This is a genomic window from Methylomicrobium lacus LW14 (assembly GCF_000527095.1).
Lineage (GTDB): Bacteria > Pseudomonadota > Gammaproteobacteria > Methylococcales > Methylomonadaceae > Methylomicrobium > Methylomicrobium lacus.
Genome location: NZ_AZUN01000001.1, coordinates 3,632,304 through 3,656,473, shown reverse-complemented (window position 1 = coordinate 3,656,473; position 24,170 = coordinate 3,632,304). Strand labels below are relative to the sequence as shown.

The following is a 24,170-nucleotide window of genomic DNA, read 5'->3' as shown; positions in this document are numbered from 1 at the left end:
TTATCGACGGCTTACTTGAATTGTTGCAGGAATTTCAGGTCGTTTTCGAAGAACAACCGTAAATCGTTGATGCCGTAACGCAGCATCGCGAGCCGTTCGACGCCCATGCCGAACGCAAAACCGGTATATTTTTCGCTGTCGATGTTGACCGCCTTGAACACCTCGGGGTGGATCATGCCGCAGCCCATCACTTCGAGCCAGCCGGTATGACCGCACACCCGGCAACCGGCGCCATTGCAGATCACGCATTCGATATCGACTTCGGCCGACGGCTCGGTGAACGGGAAATAGGACGGACGGAAACGGACCTGGCTGTCTTTTTCGAAGAAGGCCTGTAAAAAGTCGTACACGACGCCTTTCAGATCGGCGAAACTGACATCGCGGTCGACCAGGAAGCCTTCGACCTGATGAAACATCGGCGAATGGGTCAAATCGGAATCGCAGCGATAGACGCGGCCCGGCGCAATCACTTTCAACGGCGGCTCTTCGGATTCCATCACCCGAATCTGCACCGGCGAGGTGTGCGTCCGCAGCACCGTATGCGCATCGAAATAGAAGGTGTCGTGCATCGCCCGCGCCGGGTGGTGGGCAGGAATGTTCAAGGCCTCGAAATTGTGGTAATCGTCCTCGATTTCCGGCCCTTCGACGGTCTTGAAGCCGGCGCTGGTGAAAATCTTCGAAATCCGCCGCAAGGTGGTCGTGACCGGATGCAGACCCGCGGCCGCCTGGCCGCGGCCAGGCAGGGTCACATCGACCCGCTCGCTCGCGAGGCGCGCGGCCAGTTCATTGGCTTCGAGCAGCTCTTTGCGGCCGTCCAGCTGTTCCTGAAAGCGGTCTTTCGCCTGATTGATTTTTTGGCCGGCTTCACGGCGTTGTTCGGGATCGAGCGTGCCGAGTTCCTTCATCAGCTGGGTCAATAGCCCCTTTTTGCCGAGATAGTGAACGCGGACCTGATCGAGTTGCGTGAGGTCTTGGGCATCCGCAAGCGCTTTAGAGGCCTGCGCGAGAATTTCTTCAGGAGTGGAAGACACTGCTTGGCTCGCTGGTAGAATGGAAGAAAATAGAGTTACGCTAACACGACAAAGCGGCACATGGACCGACCTGCGATCCTGCCGCTTTGTTTGAATTCTGTTCTTGGGTTTGGTGTTCCGCCCGCGCTTTTGGAAAGGCGGGCGGAGACAGGGTATCTCCCGATTGCCCGGGAGATTCAGACCGGCTTACAGCGAGCTGACGTTGGCTTTCGCAATTTTTGCGATTTCGGCGAAAGCTTCCATGTCGCGCACGGCGATGTCGGCTAACACCTTACGGTCGATCGCGACATTCGCGTTCGAGAGGCCGTTGATCAGACGGCTGTAGGACATACCGCACTGTCTGGCGGCTGCGTTGATACGCACGATCCACAACGCACGGAATTGGCGTTTTTTCTGTCTGCGGTCGCGGTACGCATACTGACCGGCCTTGATCACCGCTTGCTTCGCAACGCGATAGACCCGGCTGCGGGCACCGTAGTAGCCTTTCGCCTGTTTTAAAATTTTCTTGTGTCTTGCTCTTGCGGTGACGCCGCGTTTAACTCTAGCCATCGTAATCCTCCCGGCTTAGGTGTAAGGCAGCATACGAGCCGCGCTACGTACATCGGATGGATGAACCGACGCAGGACTACGCAGTTGGCGTTTCCGCTTGGTGCTTTTCTTGGTCAGAATATGACGCTTATGCGATTGCCCGCATTTGAAACCGCCGTTGCCGGTGCGTCTTAAACGCTTAGCGGCACCCCGGTTGGTTTTAATTTTCGGCATTTGTTTGCTCCAACATTAAAATAAAAATCCCTGAGAAAAATAACCCAGCAAGGCAAAATGCATGGCCCTGAAGAATTAGGCGCATCCTATGGATTTAAGATGCTGGCAGCCTCGTCCTGAGCTGCGCAAGATTGCGTTAAAAACGCGAATTATTTTTTCTTTTTGGGGGCCATGACCATGATCATTTGGCGGCCTTCCATCTTCGGAAACTGCTCGACGACTGCAACGTCTTCCAAGTCTTTCTCGAGGCGTTTCAACTGCTCCATTCCGATTTCGCGGTGCGCTAATTCGCGCCCACGGTAACGCACGGTGATTTTGGTCTTATCCCCGTCGTTCAGGAACTTGATCAGGCTTCTAAGTTTGACCTGATAGTCGCCTTCATCGGTTCCCGGCCTGAATTTGATTTCCTTGACCTGAATTTGCTTTTGTTTTTTCTTGGCAATCGCCAGTTTTTTGTTTTGATCAAACTGGTATTTGCCATAATTCATGATCTTGCAAACCGGGGGGTCCGCATTCGGCGATATTTCGACTAAGTCCAGATCGGCCGCATAGGCTATCTGCTTGGCTTCATCGATCGAAATAATGCCCAACGACTCGCCATCAGCGCCCGTTACCCGCACCCGTCTGGCGGTAATCGCATCGTTCAGGCGGGTTTCATCTTTTTTAGCAGCGATATTCAAATCCTCCAGCTACAATCATTTTCTATCCGCAATCTCTTGATTTAGCCGTTCGCCAAATTCCTGGATCGTCAGACTGCCCAAGTTGTCACCCTTTTGCGTGCGCACCGTAATCGTCCGTTCTTCGAGCTCTTTATCGCCGATGATCAACAAATAAGGCACGCGCTGCATCGAGTGCTCGCGAATTTTAAACCCGATCTTCTCATTTCTCAAGTCAATTTTGACTCTGTAGCCCTGTTTTTCAAGGGTTTTCATCGTCTCGTGCGCATAGTCATCGTGCCGATCCGCGATTGTCAACACGACCGCCTGTACCGGCGCCAGCCACGCAGGGAAGGTGCCGGCATATTGTTCAATCAGAATACCGGTAAAGCGTTCCAGCGAACCGAGGATCGCCCGGTGCAGCATCACCGGCGTCTGCCGTGAACTGTCTTCGGCGATATAGGTCGCGCCGAGACGGCCCGGCATCGAGAAATCGACCTGGATCGTGCCGCATTGCCAGACCCGGCCGATGCAGTCTTTCAACGAGAATTCGATCTTCGGACCGTAGAAAGCACCCTCACCCGGCTGCAAATCCCATTTCAGCCCTTTGTTGTTCAAAGCCAGTTCGAGCGCGCTTTCGGCCTTATCCCAGACCGCGTCGTCGCCGACCCGGTTTTCCGGACGGGTGGACAGCTTGATAATCACTTCATCAAAGCCGAAGTCCTTGTAAACTTCGAACAGCATGTCGATAAAGACCGACACTTCGTCCTGAATCTGCGCCTCGGTACAGAAAATGTGCGCATCGTCCTGCACGAAATTTCTGACCCGCATCAGGCCATGCAGGGTGCCGGAAGGCTCATTGCGGTGACAGGAGCCGAACTCGGCGATGCGAATCGGCAGATCCCGGTAGCTCTTCAGGCCCTGGTTATAAACCTGGATATGGCATGGGCAGTTCATCGGCTTGATCGCATAGTCGCGATTTTCCGAATGGGTCGTGAACATGCCGGCGCTGAACTTATCCCAGTGTCCGGATTTTTCCCATAAGGAACGATCGACGATTTGCGGCGTCTTGACTTCGCCGTAGCCGTTCACGCGCAGCTTCTCGCGGATGTATTGCTCGATCTGCTGATAAATGGTCCAGCCTTTCTCGTGCCAGAACACCATGCCGGGCGCTTCTTCCTGGGTATGGAACAAGTCCAATGCCTTACCCAATCTCCGGTGGTCGCGCTTTTCGGCCTCTTCGAGGCGCGCGATATAGGCTTGCAACTCCTTCTTGTCGCCCCAGGCGGTGCCGTAAATGCGTTGCAGCATTTCGTTGTCGGAATTGCCGCGCCAATACGCGCCGGCGATCTTCATCAGCTTGAACGCGGTCAATTTGCCGGTGCTCGGCACATGCGGGCCGCGGCACAAATCGGTAAAATCGCCCTGGTTATATAAGGACAGCGCCTGATCGGAAGGAATCGACTCGATGATCTCGGCCTTGTAATTCTCGCCGAGTCCGCGGAAATATTGCACCGCTTCATCGCGGGACAGGATCGAGCGAGTTACCGCATGATCGTCGGCCGCGAGCTTTTGCATCCGCGCCTCGATCGCTTCGAGATCTTCCGGAGTAAAGGGGCGATGATAGGCAAAATCGTAAAAGAAGCCGTTCTCGATGACCGGCCCAATCGTGACCTGCGCTTCGGGGAATAATTGCTTGACGGCCTGAGCCAACAGGTGAGCGGTGGAATGGCGAATGACATCGACGCCGTCGGCGTCTTTCGCGGTGATGATTTGCAGCGAGGCGTCCTGATCGATCAGCGTGCTCGCGTCGACCAACTTGTCGTTCACCTTGCCCGCCAGAGTCGCCTTGGCCAGCCCAGAACCGATGGACTGCGCAACCTCCAGCACCGTAACCGCACGATCGAAATCGCGCTTAGAGCCGTCGGGAAGAGTGATTACTGGCATGTTAGCTCAAAATAATTCGGATTCCAAAATAAAAAAAAGCACTGCGGAGCAGTGCTTTTTGGGTATCTGGTAGGCGCGATTGGACTCGAACCAACGACCCCCACCATGTCAAGGTGGTGCTCTAACCAACTGAGCTACGCGCCTGAAGTATTGTCACTTCATTTAGCTATTATAACGACCGATTCACGAAAAGTAAATCATAAATTTCAAATTAATCGAATTCACTCATTCCTCATCTTTTCATAGAGCCGTTGACACGCCACGCAGCGCTTAGCGGTCGGATAGGAAAGCAAGCGCTTAAAATAGATAGGGCGACAGCAATCGAGGCAGATGCCGTATTTGTCTTCGGCAATTCGCATCAGCGCCGCTTCAATATCCCTGACCTCGTTTAGGTAGTGATTCAGGTCGATCATCTTCAGCCCCGCCAGCAGATGCGCCAACGCCCCCGCCGCGGCCTGATAAACCACCCCTGCAATCGTCACACCGCCTTCCTTATCAAGCGCCAAAAGTTCGTTGTGCAGATCGGAGCGCACCCTGTAGAATCGGTCTTGCAACAGATTTTTGAAGTGCTCAACCTGGAACCCGCTCAACTTTTCGGACATACCCCGCTCTCCCCTTTCAGCTCTTGCATGATTTCCAGTTGCGATGCACTGAATAGCCATCAATCCCCCGCAGGTTTGACGAATACGCTGAACATAACGCCCGACTCACCCCAAAACCGACAACGCCGCGCGGACTCAGTCTTCAGGAAGACAGGCGCCGGTGAATGTTTTTATAGGCAATCTTCAGCTCTTCGCCGACGATCCGGGTTTTTTCAAGCAATTCGGTCGAGGTTTCTTTGCTTTCATCAATGATTTCGGCAAACTTGTCTTTAAAATGCCCCCACTCCCTCTCGCTCTCTTCCCATTCGTCTTTCAAATCCGCGCTGGCCAGATGAAGCTGAAGCCTGATTTCATCACGTTGCTGCTTGAGCGTTTCAGATAACTTAGCAAGTTCTTCATGCAGTTCCATACGAGTTCCCCGAAGATTTTTTGAGGTATTCAATCTATCGGATTTTTCAGCGCATCGCCATTGGTACAATTGCCTAAGTATTCATACTAATTGCATGGTTAGGCCATTTTCGCTAAGCGGCGCTTATACCGGCAAAGACCGGTAAACCTTTGATTTTTCGAATGACTGAGACACCGGACTGATGTTACGTATGCTTAATATCCGTTACAACAACGCCTTGAGCCGGTACAGCGCCTCCAAAGCCTGCTTCGGACTCATCTCGTCCGGATTGATGTCTTCGAGCGCGCCGACCACAGGATGGCATTCCGGCGCGGAAAACAGGTCCAGTTGATTGATGCCCGATTCGGCCTGCTGCTCGATATAGGCCGTGTTTTCGAGGTGCTCCAGTTTCGCCTTGGCCTTGTCGATCACCCCGCGCGGCACGCCGGCCAGCGCGGCGACCTGCAAGCCGTAGCTCTGATTGGCCGGCCCCTCCTTCACCGCATGCAGGAACACGATCCGGTCGCCGTGCTCCATCGCATCGAGATGCACGTTGCAGATCGATTTGCGCTCTTCGGCCAATGTCGTCAGTTCGAAATAATGCGTCGCGAACAGCGTGAAGGCCTGCGTCACCTTTGCCAGATGATCCGCGCAGGCCCAGGCCAGCGACAGGCCGTCGAAGGTGCTGGTGCCGCGGCCGATTTCATCCATCAGGATCAGGCTTTGCGCGGTCGCGTTATGCAGAATATTCGCGGTCTCGGACATCTCGACCATGAAGGTCGAACGGCCCGAGGCGAGGTCATCGGAGGCGCCGATCCGGGTGAATATCTTGTCGACAGGGCCGAGTGTCGCCGACTGCGCCGGCACGAAGCAGCCGACATGCGCGATCAGCACGATCAGCGCGGCCTGCCGCATGTAGGTCGATTTACCGCCCATGTTCGGACCGGTGATCACCAGCATCCGCCGCTCGCCGGTCAAATTCAAATCGTTCGGCACGAAAGGCACATCGGAGACCTGCTCGACCACCGGATGCCGGCCGCCTTCGATCAAGATGCCGGGCTCGGCCTGCAAAACCGGCCGCGACAGATTCAGCGTTTCGGCGCGCTCGGCAAAATTAGCCAGCACGTCGAGTTCGGCCAGGGCCGAAGCGCATTGCTGCAATTCGCCCAGGGAACTCCCGATCACGTCGAGCAACTCGTCGTACAAGGCCTTTTCGAAAGACAGCGATTTTTCGCGCGCGCTCAGCACCTTGTCCTCGAATGCCTTCAGTTCCTCGGTGATGTAGCGTTCGGCGCCTTTCAGCGTCTGCTTGCGGGTGTAGTGCACCGGCACCTTGTCCGCGTTCGCATTCGAAATTTCGATGTAATAACCGTGCACGCGGTTGTAATTGACCTTCAGGTTCGCGATGCCGGTCGCCTGCCGCTCGCGCTGTTCCATGTCGATCAGAAACTGGTCCGCGTTCTGGCTCAGGTTGCGCAGCTCATCGAGCTCCTCGTCATAGCCCGCCGCGATGACCCCGCCGTCGCGGATCAGCATCGGCGGATTGTCGATGATCGCCCGTGTCAACAATTCCAGCATCGCCGGATGCTCGCCGATACCGGCGCGCAGCTCGGTCAGATGCGGATCATCGCTCGGGGAGAGTTGCGCCTGAATGACCGGCAAGGCCGCCAGCGTCGAACGCAGCACCAGCAAATCGCGGGGCCGCGCCGATTTCAAGGCGATCCGGGTGCTGATCCGCTCGATGTCGCCGACCTGGCGCAGCGTGTCCTGCAGAGTCCGATAGAGATCAGCCTGCAACAAGGTTTCGATGCAGGCATAGCGCCGGTTCAACAGATCATGATCCCTGAGCGGCCGGTTCAGCCAGCGCCTGAGGCAGCGGCCGCCCATCGCGGTCAGGGTCTTGTCCAGGACGCCGAGCAGGGTATATTGCAATTGCCCGCTCGGATGCGCATCGATTTCGAGATTGCGGCGGCTGGAGGCATCGAGCTGGATGCAGTCGTCGCTCGCCTCGGTGCGGATGCCCTGGATGTGCGGCAGCACGTTTTGCTGGGTGTCGCGCACATATTGCAAGAGGCCGCCGGCCGCCGCGATCGCCGCGTTCAGCTCTTCGCAGCCGAAGCCTTTCAAGTCGTGCGCCTTGAACTGCTTCAACACCAACAGGCGCGCGCTCTCGGCTTCGAAATGCCAGGGCGGACGCCGGCATAGGCCGCTGCGCTGTTTCAGACTCTCCGGCAACGGCCAGCTTTCGCTATACAGCAGCTCGGCCGGATTCAGCCGGCCGACTTCGCTGAGCAACTGGTCTTCGGATGTGACTTCCTGCAGCACGAAACGGCCGCTGGTCAAATCGAGGCTCGCGATGCCGTAACGCTGCTGCAAAGGACAAAGCGCGACCAGCAGGTTGTCCTTGCGGTCTTCGAGCAATGCCTCGTCGGTGACCGTGCCGGGCGTGATGATGCGCGCGACCTTGCGCTCGACCGGCCCCTTCGAGGTAGCCGGGTCGCCAATCTGCTCGCAAATCGCGACCGATTCGCCGATGCGTATCAAGCGGGCGATATAGCCTTCCGCCGCATGATAGGGGATGCCCGCCATCGGTATCGGCTGCCCCTGCGACTGGCCGCGGCTGGTCAGCGTGATGTCGAGCAGCCGCGCGGCCTTTTTCGCATCATCGTAGAACAGTTCGTAAAAATCCCCCATCCGGTAAAACAGCAGGGTATCGGGGTGGTCGGACTTGATGCGCAGATACTGCTGCATCATTGGGGTGGGCGGCGGAGTGGATGGCTGGCTCATATTCATCGGACTATTTTATCCGATGTACCAACGAACCGTAACCTTGAAGCGCGAATTGCCGCCATTTAATCGCCGAGGTTACTTTTCGTGCCTTTCGTGTTTTTCGTGGACAACGCATAACACGAGGGCACGGCCAGAGGCTCTAGGCGCTTTCCATGCGCCAGGACAAGGGATAGACGCCTTGCTGCACATATTGGAAAAAAGTCGAATAAGGCCAGTCGGAAACCCCTTTGACCAGGCCCTGATTGACCGGATTGTAATGCAGAAAATTCATATGGAGAGCAAAGTCCCGATCGCCGCGCAGCGGATAGCCGAAGAAACGTTTGCGATCAAGGTCGTCCTCATCGTCGCCCTGCAGATCATCATACCCGCCGGCCAATTTGATGAATTCCGCTTTGATCTGCCGCCAAAGCAGGGCGAGATCCCCTCCCTGATCCGGCAGCGTCAAAATGCCTTGCACGTATTTGGGCAAAATCACCAGCGCATCGAGATTAAACGGATGCATCTGCTTGATTTTGACCAATTCGAGACATAACGCCCGAATCGGGTGCATCGTCTCGCCCGCGCTCCATTCCGGCAGCGCCAGCGTGAAAAAATAAGTGTCGCCGTTGATACGGTAAGGGGTTAATTCGCTCATGATCGGTTCGCCTTGAAAAGGTTAGACGGCAATGCAATGCGACTAAGCCCAGAAAAAAGAGCCTAATGCTTGCGTCTTTGGAACAAAAAACAATATATCCAAATTTTTCAAGCAATAACCGGACCACGTTATCAAATATTAATAAATTCAACTCGATAGATGTCTACCTTTTACCTGCGGAGGATGACGCTGCGTGATTTGACACAGTCTTCCAGCACAAAATAGGGCAAATGCCTTAATTTAAAGAAAAGCTTTCTGAGCCGATCAGTGGCCGCCTGCCGGTTTAGTCGGCGCCGGCGTCGATCCCAGAAACTCCAGCACGGGAATGAGAAAAAACCTGCGAACCATGGGGGACGGGTTGAAAAAACCGTTCCGCACCAGACCTTTTCGCCGGACGGGGCATGTTGCCCCGTCCGCAGGATTTCCTCAAGCTTTAGGTCATCGGCAGGTCCAAAGCGAAGGGGACGGGATTGCAAATCCCGTCCCGCATGAGACTTCTCACTACCCCCCCACCGTAACGGATATATCGGCATCGCAGTTAGCTCTAGAGTCCACATCCAAGCCTTGAGTTTTTATGTACGCGCCGGCTTTAGATCCGGTTATTTTAACGCCATTGAATCCCACACTTTTTAAAAGTTTTTCCGCATCTACAACAGCCATTCCGGTAATGTTAGGAACCAGGCAGAGCTGAGCGATATTGACTTTCCCACTCGCAGGAATATTTATAGGGAGCGATAGGTTGCCTTTTACGCAGACCAGATCCTTCGGCAGCGGCAAAAGACTCCTGACTAGCGTTTCTACCGGAGCTATCAAGCCTTGAAGCGGCAGATCATCAAACGCCAAATTAACGCTTAAGCCTACTTCTTTCCCTCCTATGCCCAGCGAGACAATATCCTCGTTTAAATTCTCTATTCTGCAAATATACGTACCTTTTGTACCCGAAAGCCCAAGTAAACCATTAACCGTAACTACTGCGCAAACAGCCAGAGGATTAGTACTAATCTCCAACTTAGCACCCAGTGCAAGCGACTTTTCGCTTACAAAATCGCCTGCAGTAATAGCGGCCGTAACAAGACCTTCACACGCATTTCCTCCTGTCGGCGGCGGATCCGACGGTGGTGGATCCGACGGTGGTGGATCCGACGGTGGTGGATCCGATGGTGGTGGATCCGATGGTGGTGGATCCGATGGTGGTGGATCCGACGGTGGTGGATCCGACGGTGGTGGATCCGACGGTGGTGGATCCGACGGCGGTGGAGTCACCGGCGGCAACGTAGGCAACCCTGCCAGCAGCACCACGCCGGAATTCACCGTATCGCCGCTGGCGATGTAGGAAGTCAGCGCCACGGTCTGGGTTTCGCCTTTCGGATCTGTCCAGTTAACCCGGACACCAACTTTTTTGCAATCGACTGAATTAGGGCAGCTTGTAATCGTCCAGGTGCGGGCAAAACTGCTGTTATCGCCCGCGTAGGAGGTTGGGGCATCGTTACCCGAAGCCATGCCGGTGTAAGTGTCTTTATTGGCGAAGCTGCGCAGTTCTTCAATTTTATCTTGCGCCAAATTCAAGGCGCGGGTTTTCATGCGGCTATCGCCGCTGTTGATCAGAGTAACACCCTGTAATCTGGCCAGCCCCAGCATCGCCAGCGCCACGACCAGAGCGGCGATCAAAGCCTCCAAAAGGGAAAAGCCGCGCTGAGAGGCATACAGCAATTTTTTCATGATCATTTCTCTCTAAAAGTCTTTCCAGGTCCCCGGCAAGCGGGAAGCATTAATGGGGCGCGAGTTGATGGTCTGCATGCCCACGCCGTCGCCGACGCCATGTACCTCGATGTTGGCATTCATTTTATTGACACCGCCGTTAACCCCTAGCGAGCCATATACGGTCACATCCCCCCATCCGTTCATAGGGTCTGTGACACAACCATTTACCTCGAGAAAAAACAAAATCCCGTAAATCGTCGTGTTACCGGTCGGTTTAGGACACCCATGTTCAAAAACAATCATCACGGGGTCAGTCGCAGAGCCATAAATACCGCCGGGCCAATTGCCGGTGCTGCTCACCCAGTAAAGCCCAGGGTCAGTGCTTAGCGTCGTGGAAGCCGCGGCTTTAAATTGAGCCTGGCTGACCTGAAAGTAATAATCCCAAATAGAATTGTGTGGATAGGCCGTGTTGTTTTGCAATACACCATCATGCAGGGCCAGGTGGGAGCGCCCCGTTCCAGCAGCGGAAGGATTGCAGCCACCGCCAGGTCCGCAATAGTTCAGGCAGAAGTTTCCACCGACATATTCAGGCTTCGAAGTCATGATAGAGCGTTCCAGCTCATTATCGACTTTTCCGTTACCGTTCGTATCCGTCCATTCCCCGGCATCCACGACGCCATTGCCATTCAAATCAATCCACTCGTTAGCATCCTTGTTGCCATCGCCATCAAGGTCATGCCAATTGGGATAAATATCCGGCGTACCTGTTGTGGAAGTCATACAGCCATCCAAGACCAATGGGGGTGGCAGTTTACCTGCCGTCGTCAGAAGACCGCCGGGTTTTACATAGGCCTCGGCCGTGCCGGAAATGGACGCGTCGGAATCACCCGTCGCGGTTGATCTGACACGGATAAACTCGGATGTGGCGCTGGGCCTGGAATAGACCAACGAGCTAATGTTGTAGGCTTCGCCCGTGCTTGTGCCGGTAACCTGTGGCCGTGTTGGGCACCCGGTTGCAGGACAGGCTAATGTATTGGCGCCAGTGGGCCAAGGCACATTGTGTCTGCCTGCCCAAGCGACCCCATATTCCAGCCCGGCTTCGGCCGCCTCTTGCGCCTCGCGGGCGCGCAGATCGTTGCCGGTAATTTTTTGCTCCATCAACCCGGAGCGCGCCGTGGTCAGCGCGATAATGGCCATGACTATCGCCATCATCACCACCATAATCAAGGTGACGGCGCCTTTCTGAGGCGATTGGGACTTGCGGTTTGAAATTTTCATCGACTCAACACGGTGGTGGGGGGTTAAGGAATGGCGTCCAGAAATTTGTCGTTCCGTATCCGGACTTGTTCGGTAATGGTTTGCTTGACGTCATTGTCGTCGCGCAATTGGCCCTCCAGCTTAATTGTGACATAGCGCACATACAGGCAGGCAGGATCCGGGCTACCATCTCTCGTACAGGTGTTGCAGGCTTCGCCCGCGTCACAGGTGAAATTATGATTGTCATCCCCATTAAAAAAACCATCGCCATCATCATCAACTATCATGCTGCTGACATTGAGGGCTTTTGAAGTTAACGTGAACCTCAACCCGGTAATTTCCACCTCCGGTTCGGTGACCGACTCCCATTCGCCATCGTCGCAGTCTTCGTTGGTGTCGCCGCTGCTGCGCATTTCCAGTTCGCCGGCGTCTCCGTTCAAACGAAAACCGAGCCTTTCATTGCTGTCGACTGCGGGCGGCGTTTCGTCCGGAACCCCATCGTTATCGGGGTCCTCATCGCGATTATAGGCATAGACGATACAACTGCCGCCGTTATAAACCGCCAATTCGGCAAAGTTAGGATCAGCAGAATCAAAAAAAGGATTGCCTTGCAGAGAGGCAAAATGGGTTGCAGGATCGGATGTCACAAAACCTGCTCGACGAATATCGCGTTCCATCGTATCCATCATCGCGCGCATATCCTGATTTAAACGGACGAGTTTAATGTTTTCGGATTGGCCCCGGACCGAAGTGACATAGACGCTCATACCGCCGGCGACAACGATTATCCCGACTAACATGCCGATCAGCAATTCGATCAGGGTGACGCCGGCTTGCGGCTTTCGAATTATGGACATGACTGGTAACCTGCCATGGTGCCGCAAATTCGGACTCTTCCGAGAGGGCTGACACTGACCTCGGAGCTATGATGATTGGATTGGAGGGTGACGAAGCCATTATTAGGATTGCTGCTCCGAATGGGAAGAAAGGTGGTATAGGCGACACTGCCGTCAGCGCCGTCACTGAACGCCGCCGACGACAACAGAGTCGAACGATAATCGCTGCCATTGCCGGTTTTGAGCACGGTACCGTCATCCAACGTGATGGTGTAAGCCCAGTTACTGCCTGTCGTAAACGTCACGCGTACCGGCTTGTTGCGCACGACCGCTTCACTGCGCGCCCAGCGCAAATCCGCCAGCACCGCTTCTGCGGCGCCCGTGATGCGTTGCTTGTCTATCGCGGCTTGAAAAGACGGGGCGGCCAATGCAGCCAGAATCGCAATAATCGCAATGACGACCAGCGCTTCAATGAGCGTGAAGCCGGATTGTTTCCGGTGCGTGCGCGTTGCTGCCTGGCGCAATGCCGGACTGTGCGCGCGTTGATTCAGCCGCGCCCGCGGCTGGGCAATCGAACCCGCCGCATTGATCAATTCAACGCCTGGGCAGGGGGGAATAAACGACCGCATTTCCATGTTAAATCCTTGCTAGATTACAAGCCGGCATCGACAATGCACAGCCCTGTTTATATTGATGCCGCCCTGCCAAATCGTGAGTCATACACACGGCAAATCGCGTTGAGGCGCATGAATTTTTTCTTCCGCAGAAATCGCATGTAGCCCCGATCCCACTGCCATTAAGTTAAGGTTTTCCTCGCATAACTTATCGTTGGCTGAGCGGAGCCGAAGCCAACAAATCGCTTCGACTTCGCTCAGCGAACGGCTTAACTTAATGGCAGTGAGCCCCGATCCCATTGAACGTTCTGTTCTTGCGGCTCCGGATTTTGCTGATAACGTCTTCGTTGATCCGATTGGACGCAAGCACTGACATTTCCCGTAAGCCTTAACGTACAAAGAAAGTCTATTGAATGTAGTTGACGAAATAAAATAGTCAACCCGAATGCGCGTTATTCAGGCGCCTTGTAAAAAGCAGTCGAGAGGATAATGATGAACCGGAAGGCGTTGACAGTCCGTGGGAGCGACGCCCACGTCGCGATTAAAGCCTCAAGTCGCGACGTAGGCGTCGCTCCCACCGCGCGAAAACCTTACAAGACTTAGCGCTGACTGAGCGGAACCGACACATCGCTTCGGCTCCGCTCAGCGAACGGCTTAACTCAATGGCAGTGATGCACTGTGTAGAAACGGGGACCGGCCATCAAAGCCGATATTTCGCGCTTTGATTCGGCATCAGCCGGTTATGTTCGTCGATATAATCCTGCCGGCTGATCGGCTTGATCAGCAGCAATCCGGCGACAAAGCCTCCGGCATGCGCCCAGAAGGCGATTTGCGCGGGGCCGCCGACCGCGGGCACCGCGCTGATCAGCTGGATAAAGAACCAGTAGCCGAGCATGTAAACGGCCGGAATCGCGGCGGTGGTGATGAAAAATCCCAACGGAATCAGCGTATGCACATAGGCTCTCGGATAGAGTCTCGCATAGGCGCCCATCACGCCGCCGATCGCGCCGGACGCGCCGACCATCGGCGTGATCGCGGCAGGATCGGCGAAGATTTGCGCCGCCGCAGCCGCCAGTATGCATACAGCATAAAAGCCGAGAAAGCGGAAGGGCCCCATCGCATCTTCGACGTTGTCGCCGAAAATCCATAAGAACCAGAGGTTGCTGATGATGTGAAACCAACCGCCGTGCAGGAAGGCATGCGTGATCAGGGTGGAGAGACCGTCCTTGCCGTCGAGTACGCAGGCCATGTTTTCCGCCAGGTCGATCCGAGTGCCGACTGGCACGCTATTCAGCAGCTCGCCCGGAATCAGGCTGTACAGACACAACGATCTGGCCAGCGGCACGTCGCTGCCCGCGCCCTGCACGAACATCCAGACGAAAAGATTCACCACGATAAGCCCGATCGTCGCGACCGGCGTGCGGAGGGTGGGATTTTCATCGCGAATCGGAAACATGGTGTCCTCCTTTATTAGGCAAGTTCTAGCCGGCCGCCTCGACCGCTGCCCGCCAATGTAAACCGAATCGGTTAGGATTTCAATCGCAATCCCTTATGCAAAGCGGATTGCCGGAGCAGCTCTACTCTCTTGCGATCAAATGTTCGAATAGAAACGGATCGTCGAAATAACGCCTGCCGGTGAGGGCAATCGCATGCACGCCCCATTGCCGCATCGCGCCCGGACTCGGCACGCCGAAAGGCCAGAGCAGGAAGCGCTCGAAGCAGGAACTGGAGGGGATAATTCCGTCCGGCCCGAAAAGACTGCGCCGCGATCCGTCCGGCAGGGGCATCGACAACAGTTCATCGTAAGCCTGGACTTGATAGAGGGTTGCCGGTGCCTTGTCGCTTGCCGCGATCACCGCCGTTTGCTGCAGGTAATGCGTTCGGCTTTCTAATCGCAGCAACAGACGCTGCCCGGGCTGGATGGGGTCAATGCGTTTCGGACTCAGCACCGATTCCGCACCGTCTGTCGGCGGAATGTTCAGATAGCCTTGCCCCGGAAACACCATGTAATAACAGCCACAGGCATGGATAGTGTCATAGGCGATCGGAATGCCTTCGGGACTCAGGGTGACCCGCCAGATCACGCTGTCCAATTCTCCGCCGTACCAGTCAGTCGCGCTGGTTTTTTCGCGCTCCGGCAGCCAGATTTGATAGACCAATTGCAATAGGATGCGGCCCTGCCGGCGAGTATAGGCGTACTTTTGATAGACGATTGGCTGTCGGGTATCGATGTGCGGCTCGCCCTTTGCATTCAGCATCGCCGCGCCGATCTTGTCATTATCGTTACGCGTGTCGATTTCCCAGATCGGCGCGAAGTGCGTGAACAAGCTCTTTAGCTGTGGGTCAGAAAGCTCCGGAATACCCAGGGGATTTTGATATGCCGCGCGCAGCATCGCGGCAATTTCGGCAGCAGTCAAAAATCCGCTTGACGCCGGCACATAGCGGATCACGCGACCTTGCACGGGCAATTCGTCAACCGGCCTCCTAAAGCTCGCTACCAGCTTTTGATGCAGATTTTTCAGCCCGAGCTTGGCCGGATATTGCGTGAGCCAATACGCGCCGACGATGCGTTGCCAGGTTCGATAGGTGTCGAGGGCACGGACTTGCTGCCGCAGGATAGGTTTGGATTCTGGCCGCAGCAAAGCCTCCTCAACCAGACGATTGCCGCATTGCTGCAGCACCTGTTCCAGAGAGCCCGGCAAGGGCGCCGCGGCGAGCACCGTTTTTGCGGCGGCCGTCGGCAGATTCGCAGATTCCTTAAGCCGCAAAGAGGCGTCCAGTTGCCGCATGCGTTGCAGCCACTGCGCATGGGCGGCATCGGTCAAGCTCTGTGTGCGGAAGGAAGCGAGAAAGCGATCGGCTCGCAGCGATGGAAAACCGGTGACCTTGGTTGTAGCAGGATCGATCAGTTGGTATTCGGCCAACAGGGTATCGAGTTTTTGGTACCAATTGAGACAAGCGGCTTCATCCGGTTCCAGCGATTCGACGCGAACGGCGGGTTCTGTGCAGCCCTGTCCCAACAAAACCAGCAGCAAGACGACTGCTATTTGCACTCGGGACGGACTCAGAAAAGTATTCGCCATTTGCCCCCCTTGGGCTTATGATCAAAAACAGGCGGGGCGCCTGAAGTCGCCCCGCCAGGATCGCATGTTGTTAAGTTCGTCGTGCTTCATCCAATTTCAGCGCTGATTCACTGCCGAATAACGCAGCCCCATATACAGGAAAAACTGCACCCCAAAGATCAGGTTCGCCATCAATAGATGAATCGGCTGCGCGACCGGCGGCATGCCGAGGCGGTCCAGCGTCACGCCGGCGAGGATCGCGGTTACGATCAGGCCGATCAGCACATAGCCGGTACGCAGGAACAGACTTTGCCGGTCGCAGGCCTGCCGCAGCTTCCAGAACACCCAGAAATTCGTGAGCAGGATGATCGACGAGAACGACCGGTGCACATAAAAAATGATCGGAAAATCGTCGCGCCAGAATTGCCGGTCGATATAGCTGTGTTCGTGCGAGATGAAATCGACCGCTTCCCGCACCTGCGTGCCCATCGCGACCTGCAGCAAGGTCATGCCGATCGCGACCAGCAGCACGGTCTTGGCGCGCGGCGTCAGCCGGCTGCTGTCGATGTTGGCGAAAGTCTCGCGCTGCGAGCGGGTGATCGTGTAGATCACCAGCGCCACGATCAGCAAAGCCATCAGCATGTGCAGCGTGATCATGTACGGTTTCAGATTGCTCGCGACCACCGTCGAGCCGAGCCAGCCCTGAAAGCCGATCAGGAACAGATTCGTCAGCGACAAATAGAAAATCGCCTTGTCGCGTTTCAGGAAGATGCGCGATACCCAGGCGGTCAGCAGTACGAACAGGCCGGTGGTCGCGCCGACCAGCCGGTTCGAGTATTCGGTCCAGGTCTTGACCGGGTTGAACTCGGTATTCTTGTAGCCGCGCTGCGCGTAAATCTCGTGGTAGTTGGCCGGCAGCTGCGACTCGTCGGTCGGCGGAATCCAGCGGCCGAAGCAGGTCGGCCAGTCCGGGCAGCCCATGCCCGCGCCGGAAGCCCGGACGATGCCGCCGGCCAGGATCACCAGATACACCGCGAAAATGGTTAACAGGCCCAGGCGGCGGAAGTTCAGAATGGCTTGGTCGTTCATGCGAGAGGTAACGGTAACAATCGGAGGGAAATTTCGGGATGATCCTTCAGCACCAGGTCATATTCGCCGCTGTCGGAAACCAGCAGCACCGCCAGCAGATGACAAATGCCGTCACGGCTGATCGCGGTCAATACCTGACCGCGGCTTTGCTCGCCACCGCTGCGGTCCCGGATGGCCGCATTGGCCGAGGGCGCGGTGCCGAGCGCGCATTCGGCCAGAAACAGTGCACGCTTGGCCTTGCCTAGATAGTGCGTCCGCGCGACGATTTCCTGACCGGTGTAGCAGCCTTTCGTGAAGCTGATGCCGCCTAGTTTGTCCAGGTTCAACATTTGCGGAACGTGTTCTTCCGAAGTGGCCTGGCTTAGCCAGGGGATACCTGCAAGCAAATCGAGCAAGCGCCAGTCTTCCGAGTTGCCGGGCGCATAGCCTTGACCCAAGCGATCGGTCCACAGGTTTTCCGCCTGTTCCGGCTCGGCGATCACGAGCGTGCGATACGGCGTCGAACCGAGCGATATCAATACCATGCCATCGACACAACGAGCCGCAAACAGCGGTTCGGCGGCTGTTTCGCTCCAGCCAAGACCCAGCAGACACAGTTCGTTCGAACGGTCGGCAAACCTTACGTCCGAGCGCAGCACATATTTTTGCAGGCGGGTTTTGACCGGCTCCAGCAACTCCTGCGGCAACACGAGCAAATACTCGTCCGCTTTTTTCGCGAGCAAAAACGTCGCGATCGCGCGGCCTTTCGGATTGCAGAATGCGCCTATCCGCGCCTGGGTTTCAGTCACCTCGAAAACATTGCAGGTGGACTGGCCTTGCAGCAGTTTCGCCGCATCCTTGCCGGAGACCGATAACACGGCCAGATCGGAAATCGGGTAGATATGAGGCTGATCGGATTGGGATTCGGCAAAAACGATGCGGCCATCGTTCTCGATCACGGCCAGCTCGGAAAGCAGAAAGTTTTTCCATTGCGGATTCATGGAACTCTTCGAATAGTGAAAAGCCTCATTATACCGCGTTATTTGTCACAGACAGATAAGCGGACTGTATGCTCTTCGATGTCATGACAGTTCTGCAGGATGTGCTGACGTAGAAGGCGCATCAATCGCAAACCATGCGCTTCGCCTACCCTTCGCATTGCCCAATAAGTAGCCTCGATGAAGCGCAGCGGAATCGAGGGATTTGTGGCTTCGATTTTCCTCGATTCCGCATGGCTACATCGAGGCTACTTGCTTAGTGAAAATACCTTTCAAGGTAGGACTACATGCTCACTCGCTTGCCCCTTGCCTGAAATGTCCATGCCCCTGCGGCAAAAATGGGGTGACCTTCGTTTTGAGCAGTTTGACCAGAGCAGGCTCCATGAACTTGTATTTGTCCGGGATGTTGAGGCACACAACACGCTTGCCCACAAGGCTCGCCTTGAAACCAGCGGATAGCTTCCTCTTGTGCGTTTGCTCCATAACGAAGATCAGATCCGCCCATTCAATGAGTTCAACAGACAAAGGCGTTTCGGCGTCGTGGCTCAGACCCGCGGATGCGCACTCAATACCAGGATGCTCCGCAAACACCTGTTCAGCCGTGGGGCTACGCCACCGGTTCTTGCCGCAGATAAAGAGAACGTTGCTCATGCCGCAGAGTTATCTGACTCCTGATTTAACGTGCTGCCGCAGACAGTCACGTGGAAGGAAATATGAATGGGTCAAGGCTTGCTTATGCAAGGAACAAGACCTAATCCCATGCTTTTACTTCACTTCGTTCAGCAACATATATGGTCTTCCTATGGCCCTTCATGCCAATGCTTCAGAAACAAAACACCAACCTCAACGACCGATCGAGCATCTGTAAGTATTTGGGGGTGGAGATAAAGCATAGTGGGCGCTGCATCCTCTGCAAACGAGTGCAAGAAGGTAAAACATGGGGCACCGATAGCGGGTTGCTCCCGATCAATCTCCTCTAGCCTCGCCCAATTCATAGCTCTAATACACTCGACTTTCTCGCTCTCAAGTCGGCTGTAACGTTCTCTCTCTGCGGGAGTGAATTGCGCCGGTGGGACATAAAGGGGTATACGATGCGCCAAAGCGTCCCTGAAGGACTTTAGGTAGTCACCGTGCCAACCACTACTTTCCTTTGACGACAGACATTCTCGTAGTTCACTCGGTAGATACCTCCGCGTTGATTCTAGAAACAACCCAACTTTCATACGGCCACCAATCTTTGCTTCTAAGTTGTGGCGCAGCACATATGCCCAGGCCCAATTGTCAAAGATGCCTGATAGATTAATCACGAAAGCGTGCAAATTGATCTGCACATCATCAAGATCCATTCTGGGTAAAGGGCATTGAGCAGATGGTGGAAACAAGTAGAAGACGTTCTCGATGCTTCGCCTGAGCACTCGGATGCGTCGCGCGGCTCCATGCAGGAGATGTTCCTTTACTCGCGCATCTGCAGCGGAATTGCCTTGAAACACGGTTTGTAACATGAGTTCTTGTAACTCACGCGCGATATTGCGCTCTTCCAGCAACAAGTGAGCTGCTTGGTCTTCGGTGTAAGCCATGAGATGATGCCCGCTAAAGACGGCTAAATTATTTTATATTCATTCATACTAGGAACCGTCTTACACATATGCCATTAAGACAGTCTAACCCGTGGATCGACCAGCGTATAAGAAATATCGGTCAGCAACAACCCAAGCACATACAGAATCGAACCAAGAAACACCATCGCCCGCACCATCGCAAAATCCTGGCTGTTGATCGCATCGATCGTATAACTGCCGAGACCCGGAATGCTGAAAAACGACTCCATGATCAGGCTGCCCATGAACAACAGCGGCAGCACGACCACCACGCCGGTCAGGATCGGAATCATCGCATTCGGCAGCACATGCTTGAACAAGGTCTGGGTTTCGGTCAGACCCTTCGCGCGCGCGGTGCGCACATAATCCTTGCCGACTTCTTCCAGAAATAGGGTCCGGTACCAGCGCACGCCGGAACCGATGCCCGAAAACACGCCGATCACGACCGGCAGGATCAAAAACTTGAAGGCGCCGAAGCCTTCGTCGTAACCGGAGATCGGCACCAGCTTGAGCAATTTTCCGATCATGAACTGGCCGCCGATGATGTAGAACAGCGACGAGATCGACATCAGGACCACGCACAGCACCAGCCCGCCGAATTCCAGATAACTGCCGCGAAACAGCACCATCAGCAAGGCAAAGCCGATATTGGTCAACAGGCCGACGACCAGACTCGGCAGCGCCAGCGCCAAGCTCGGCCACATGCGCTGCTGAATGTCCGCGCCGATGTTGCGGCCGCTGTCGGAGACGCCGAAGCGGAACAGGAACAGGCCTACCGATTTTTGATAAAAAATCGTCTCGGTGACTTTGTCGCCGCCCTGCGCCTGCTCGTTCCAGAGCGTGGGCAAGTCATAGCCATGCTGATGCTTCCAGTTCGCGATCGCCTGCGGCGTCACATGCTTTTGGCCGAGCTGCATCCTCGCCATGTCGTCGGGGCTGTTCACGACGAAAAACAGCACGAAGGTCAGGATGTTGATCCCGAGCAGGATCGGAAACGCATAGAGCAGGCGGCGGATAATGTAGTAGATCATCGTGAGGCTTCCGTTTGAATGGCCAAGGCTTCCGGCAGGAGGCGATGGGTGCGGCGGCGATAGGCGCTGACGGCGGGCGCGAACAGCAGCACGACCAGCGCCCCGGCGGCGGCCAACGGCCAGAGCACCGGCCGGTTCCATTGCCTCCGCAGTTCGGCGCGCTTGATAGGATCGATCCGGATGTATTTCAAGCGGTTGTTCGCCATCAGATTCGGTTTCAGATTGCTCGCCCAACCGTGATAGAGCGAGAAAGTCTTCGGATGAAAACCGAACACCCAGGGCACGTCGCGGCGCACGATCTCCTGCATCTGCCGGATGATTTGAAGACGCGGCTCGCCGTTCTCCATGTTGCGCATCTGTTCGAACAGACGGTCGAATTCGGCATTCTGATAATTGCCCGCGTTCTCGCCGCTGTGTTTGACCTTGCCGTTGAAACCATACAATAACGAGAAAAAGTTTTCCGGATCCGGATAATCGGCGTTCCAGCCCCAGACAAAAATCTGCGCGTTACCCGCGCTCATCTTTTGCTGGAAGCGGTTGTAATCGGTCGCGCGGATCACCAGTTGAAGGCCGAGCTTCTGGAACTGCTTGCGGTACCAGTTCATCAGCGGCTTGTCATCGACGCTGGTCGCGGTGGTATCGAAATACAGGATCAGAGGCTCCCCGGTTTTCGGATCGACGCCGTTCGGATAGCCGGCCTCGGCGATCAGTTTTCGGGCCGTATCAATTGATTTGCGCTGCGGCTTGCCGTTCATCCAGTCATAGACATAAGAGTTGATGCCGGCCTCGCCCTCTTCGTTGCCGAAAATGCCGGGCGGTATCGCGCCTTGCGCGGGCACGCCACGCTCATTCCGGAAGATCGCAATGAATTCCTCGTAGTCGATCGCGATCGCGATCGCCTGGCGCAGTTTCCGGGCTTTTTCACTGTCGCCGCCGACCGTCGCATCGAGCATGTTGAAGCCCATATAGAAGATCGAGGTTTCGACCGAGGTATGCAGGCGGATGTCCTTCTCCTTAAGACTCTCGGTCAGGATCACGCCGCCGCCGGTAAACTGCACCGCCTGATCGAAACTGTCGGAGGCGATGCCGGAGGAATCGTAATAGCCCTGCAAAAATTTGCTCCAGTTCGGAATCGTTTCCTTTTCGAGCGTCACGACGACTTTTTCAATGAAAGGCAAGGCTTTACCGGCATCCTGCAATAAGCCCTTTTCGGCGTCCCCGACCTCGCCTTCGGCAGGATAGGCTTCGAGATGGAAATTCGGGTTCTTGAACATCATCATGCGCCGGTTCGGATTATTCTCGGCCAGATAATAAGGCCCGGTGCCAACCGGATACCAGTCCAGCGTGATGTTTTTGTCGCTAAAGCCCGGCTGGTCGTAAAACGCATCGGCCTCCCAGGGCATCGGCGCGAAAAACGGCATCGCCAGCCAGTAGCTGAACTGCGGGTACTTGCCCTTGATCCGAATCCGGTAATGATAACGATCCAGTGCTTCGACGCCGGTCATTGGCAGAGCTCTGAGCGCGTCCTTGGGTTTGTCCGCGCTTTGTTTGGCGAAGTCGTCGAAGCCGATGATATAGCCCTTCATGATTTCCGCGATCGGCGACTGCGTTTTCGGATAAGCCAGACGCTTGATCTGATAGACATAATCCTCGGCGGTCAGCTCGCGTGTGGCGGTCTCGGCAAAATCGCTGACGGTCGCCAAGGCATCCACTTCGGCTTTATCGAGACGGTGATAGCGGTAGTTCCCGGCCTTGTCCTGCGCGAAGGCCGGATGCGGCTGAAAGCGGATGCCGGGCTTGATTTCGAGCAGATAATCGCTGTAGGCGATGTCCTTTGCCTCGGCATCCGGGCCGAGCTTTTGACTCTCTTTATCGTAATAGATGATTTCGGGCAGGCGGGCGGCGGTCAGCGGCGTCAGTTCATAGGGCCGTTTCAGATAATGGTATTGCAGCGGCGGCTCGTAAATCTGCGCGATGAACGCATATTCGTTCTCGCTGTAGGCGACCGCCGGGTCCAGGTGCTTCGGCCGTTCCGCGAACGACATATACAGCACCGCCTGCTTGTCGTCCTGCTCCGGATAGGGATCGTTCCAGGGCGAGCCGGTGCACGCAACCAGCAGAACCACAACAAAAAACAGGACGCAAGGCAAAATGCCGGCGCGGCGAAATTTGATTGACAAAAGACTGGACATCGCAGGAGTGGTCGTAGATACTTTGCGGCTTATTTTATCGTGTTTGTACAGCAACACCTGAACTTCGATCGTCAAGGCGGCTGGCATGCACAGAGTATATCAATAAAAACAACGGGAGATCAGAATGGGTTTCATGCAAGGCAAGCGGGTCTTGATTGTCGGTCTGGCGAGCAATCGTTCGATTGCCTGGGGTATCGCCAAGGCGATGCACCGGGAAGGCGCCGAGCTGGCGTTCACCTTCCAGAACGACAAGCTGCAAAGCCGGGTCGAGGAAATGGCCGCCGAATGCGGTTCCAGCATCACGATCGAATGCGATGTCAGTTCCGACGAGCATATCGACAATGTCTTCAAGGTCCTGGGTCAGCATTGGGACGGTCTCGATGCGATCGTGCATTCGGTCGCTTACGCGCCGCGCGATGCCTTGGACGGCGATTATGTGAACGCGACCACCCGCGACAATTTCCGTATCGCGCACGACATCAGCTCATACAGCTTCACCGCGCTGGCCAAGGCCGGCAGAAGCCTGATGGCAGGCCGCAACGGTTCGCTGTTGACCCTGACCTATCTCGGCGCCGAACGCGCGATTCCGAATTACAACGTGATGGGCGTCGCGAAAGCGAGCCTGGAAGCGAATGTACGCTACATGGCGGTCGCGCTGGGCGCTGAGGGCACGCGCGTGAACGCGATCTCGGCGGGCCCGATCCGGACCCTGGCCGCTTCCGGCATCAACAACTTCAAGGCGATGCTGAGCAAGGCGGCCTATACCGCGCCATTGAAACGCAACGTCACCATCGAGGAAGTCGGCAATGTTGCGGCCTTCATGTGCTCCGATCTGGCCTCCGGCATCACCGGCGAAGTGACTTATGTCGATTGCGGCTACAACATTGCGGGCTTGGCGGCCTCCTGAGGCGATATTCTTAGAAAGAAGACCCATAGCCGATTGCAAAAATATCGTTGGCTGAGCGGAGTCGAAGCTAATTGTTGGCTTCGACTCCGCTCAGCC

At 55.6% G+C, this 24,170-nt stretch carries 22 protein-coding genes and 1 tRNA gene; 1 reads left to right on the top strand and 22 read right to left on the bottom strand.

Going from position 1 to position 24,170, the window contains the following annotated elements:
* Positions 1-11: 11 nt before the first annotated feature.
* The 22 genes from pheS to METLA_RS0116895 all read right to left on the bottom strand — a co-directional run bounded on the left by pheS (position 12) and on the right by METLA_RS0116895 (position 23,167).
* Positions 12-1,031, bottom strand: a complete 1,020-nt coding sequence (gene pheS / locus METLA_RS0117010; RefSeq protein ID WP_024299688.1) for a phenylalanine--tRNA ligase subunit alpha — start codon at positions 1,029-1,031, stop codon at positions 12-14.
* A gap of 186 nt (positions 1,032-1,217) precedes the next feature.
* A complete protein-coding gene (gene rplT / locus METLA_RS0117005) occupies positions 1,218-1,580 on the bottom strand; it encodes a 50S ribosomal protein L20 (RefSeq protein WP_024299687.1) in 363 nt (120 codons plus the stop codon).
* Positions 1,581-1,595: 15 nt separating this feature from the next.
* Positions 1,596-1,793 (bottom strand): 50S ribosomal protein L35, encoded by a 198-nt coding sequence (gene rpmI / locus METLA_RS22170; protein ID WP_024299686.1) that lies wholly within the window; start codon positions 1,791-1,793, stop codon positions 1,596-1,598.
* 149 nt (positions 1,794-1,942) lie between these two features.
* Entirely contained in the window at positions 1,943-2,473 is a 531-nt protein-coding gene (gene infC, locus METLA_RS0116995) for a translation initiation factor IF-3 (protein ID WP_084480170.1), read from the bottom strand.
* A 15-nt stretch (positions 2,474-2,488) separates the two neighbouring features.
* Positions 2,489-4,396 carry a threonine--tRNA ligase gene (thrS, locus tag METLA_RS0116990; protein ID WP_024299684.1) on the bottom strand — a complete coding sequence of 636 codons (1,908 nt, stop codon included), beginning with the start codon at positions 4,394-4,396 and terminating at the stop codon, positions 2,489-2,491.
* Positions 4,397-4,463: 67 nt separating this feature from the next.
* A tRNA-Val gene (locus METLA_RS0116985) sits at positions 4,464-4,540 on the bottom strand.
* Positions 4,541-4,617: 77 nt separating this feature from the next.
* A complete protein-coding gene (locus METLA_RS0116980) occupies positions 4,618-4,998 on the bottom strand; it encodes a TraR/DksA family transcriptional regulator (protein ID WP_024299683.1) in 381 nt (126 codons plus the stop codon).
* Positions 4,999-5,140: 142 nt separating this feature from the next.
* Positions 5,141-5,407 carry a hypothetical protein gene (locus tag METLA_RS0116975; RefSeq protein WP_024299682.1) on the bottom strand — a complete coding sequence of 89 codons (267 nt, stop codon included), beginning with the start codon at positions 5,405-5,407 and terminating at the stop codon, positions 5,141-5,143.
* 204 nt (positions 5,408-5,611) lie between these two features.
* Complete coding sequence (gene mutS, locus METLA_RS0116970; protein WP_024299681.1) at positions 5,612-8,179, bottom strand: DNA mismatch repair protein MutS; 2,568 nt, start codon at positions 8,177-8,179, stop codon at positions 5,612-5,614.
* Positions 8,180-8,315: 136 nt separating this feature from the next.
* Entirely contained in the window at positions 8,316-8,810 is a 495-nt protein-coding gene (locus tag METLA_RS21535; RefSeq protein WP_024299680.1) for an REP-associated tyrosine transposase, read from the bottom strand.
* 501 nt (positions 8,811-9,311) lie between these two features.
* On the bottom strand, positions 9,312-10,529 hold the full coding sequence (locus METLA_RS22725) for a prepilin-type N-terminal cleavage/methylation domain-containing protein (protein ID WP_161635424.1): 1,218 nt from the start codon (positions 10,527-10,529) through the stop codon (positions 9,312-9,314).
* A gap of 12 nt (positions 10,530-10,541) precedes the next feature.
* On the bottom strand, positions 10,542-11,789 hold the full coding sequence (locus METLA_RS0116945) for a pilus assembly PilX family protein (RefSeq protein ID WP_024299677.1): 1,248 nt from the start codon (positions 11,787-11,789) through the stop codon (positions 10,542-10,544).
* A gap of 23 nt (positions 11,790-11,812) precedes the next feature.
* Entirely contained in the window at positions 11,813-12,625 is an 813-nt protein-coding gene (locus tag METLA_RS0116940) for a PilW family protein (RefSeq protein ID WP_024299676.1), read from the bottom strand.
* On the bottom strand, positions 12,616-13,239 hold the full coding sequence (locus METLA_RS23780; RefSeq protein WP_281171959.1) for a GspH/FimT family pseudopilin: 624 nt from the start codon (positions 13,237-13,239) through the stop codon (positions 12,616-12,618). The genes METLA_RS0116940 and METLA_RS23780 overlap by 10 nt, the downstream gene beginning before the upstream one ends.
* Positions 13,240-13,918: 679 nt before the next feature.
* Positions 13,919-14,674: a rhomboid family intramembrane serine protease gene (locus METLA_RS0116930; protein WP_024299674.1), complete on the bottom strand. Its 756-nt coding sequence runs from the start codon at positions 14,672-14,674 to the stop codon at positions 13,919-13,921.
* A gap of 121 nt (positions 14,675-14,795) precedes the next feature.
* Positions 14,796-16,301 (bottom strand): hypothetical protein, encoded by a 1,506-nt coding sequence (locus tag METLA_RS0116925; protein WP_152539473.1) that lies wholly within the window; start codon positions 16,299-16,301, stop codon positions 14,796-14,798.
* Between the two features lie 96 nt (positions 16,302-16,397).
* Positions 16,398-17,369 (bottom strand): COX15/CtaA family protein, encoded by a 972-nt coding sequence (locus METLA_RS0116920; protein WP_024299672.1) that lies wholly within the window; start codon positions 17,367-17,369, stop codon positions 16,398-16,400.
* Positions 17,366-18,349, bottom strand: coding sequence for a CAF17-like 4Fe-4S cluster assembly/insertion protein YgfZ (ygfZ, locus tag METLA_RS0116915; RefSeq protein WP_024299671.1), 984 nt, complete (start codon positions 18,347-18,349; stop codon positions 17,366-17,368). Before ygfZ ends, METLA_RS0116920 begins: the two co-directional genes overlap by 4 nt.
* A gap of 288 nt (positions 18,350-18,637) precedes the next feature.
* The gene (locus tag METLA_RS0116910) at positions 18,638-18,997 is read right to left on the bottom strand and encodes a low molecular weight protein tyrosine phosphatase family protein (protein ID WP_024299670.1); all 360 of its coding nucleotides are present in this window, start codon (positions 18,995-18,997) and stop codon (positions 18,638-18,640) included.
* A gap of 149 nt (positions 18,998-19,146) precedes the next feature.
* Complete coding sequence (locus METLA_RS0116905) at positions 19,147-19,923, bottom strand: hypothetical protein (protein ID WP_024299669.1); 777 nt, start codon at positions 19,921-19,923, stop codon at positions 19,147-19,149.
* Between the two features lie 74 nt (positions 19,924-19,997).
* Entirely contained in the window at positions 19,998-20,975 is a 978-nt protein-coding gene (locus METLA_RS0116900; RefSeq protein WP_024299668.1) for an ABC transporter permease, read from the bottom strand.
* The gene (locus METLA_RS0116895) at positions 20,972-23,167 is read right to left on the bottom strand and encodes an ABC transporter substrate-binding protein (RefSeq protein WP_024299667.1); all 2,196 of its coding nucleotides are present in this window, start codon (positions 23,165-23,167) and stop codon (positions 20,972-20,974) included. The genes METLA_RS0116900 and METLA_RS0116895 overlap by 4 nt, the downstream gene beginning before the upstream one ends.
* A gap of 124 nt (positions 23,168-23,291) precedes the next feature.
* Here METLA_RS0116895 and METLA_RS0116890 point away from each other — a divergent pair, with 124 nt between their 5' ends.
* Positions 23,292-24,074: an enoyl-ACP reductase FabI gene (locus METLA_RS0116890; RefSeq protein ID WP_024299666.1), complete on the top strand. Its 783-nt coding sequence runs from the start codon at positions 23,292-23,294 to the stop codon at positions 24,072-24,074.
* Positions 24,075-24,170: the final 96 nt, after the last annotated feature.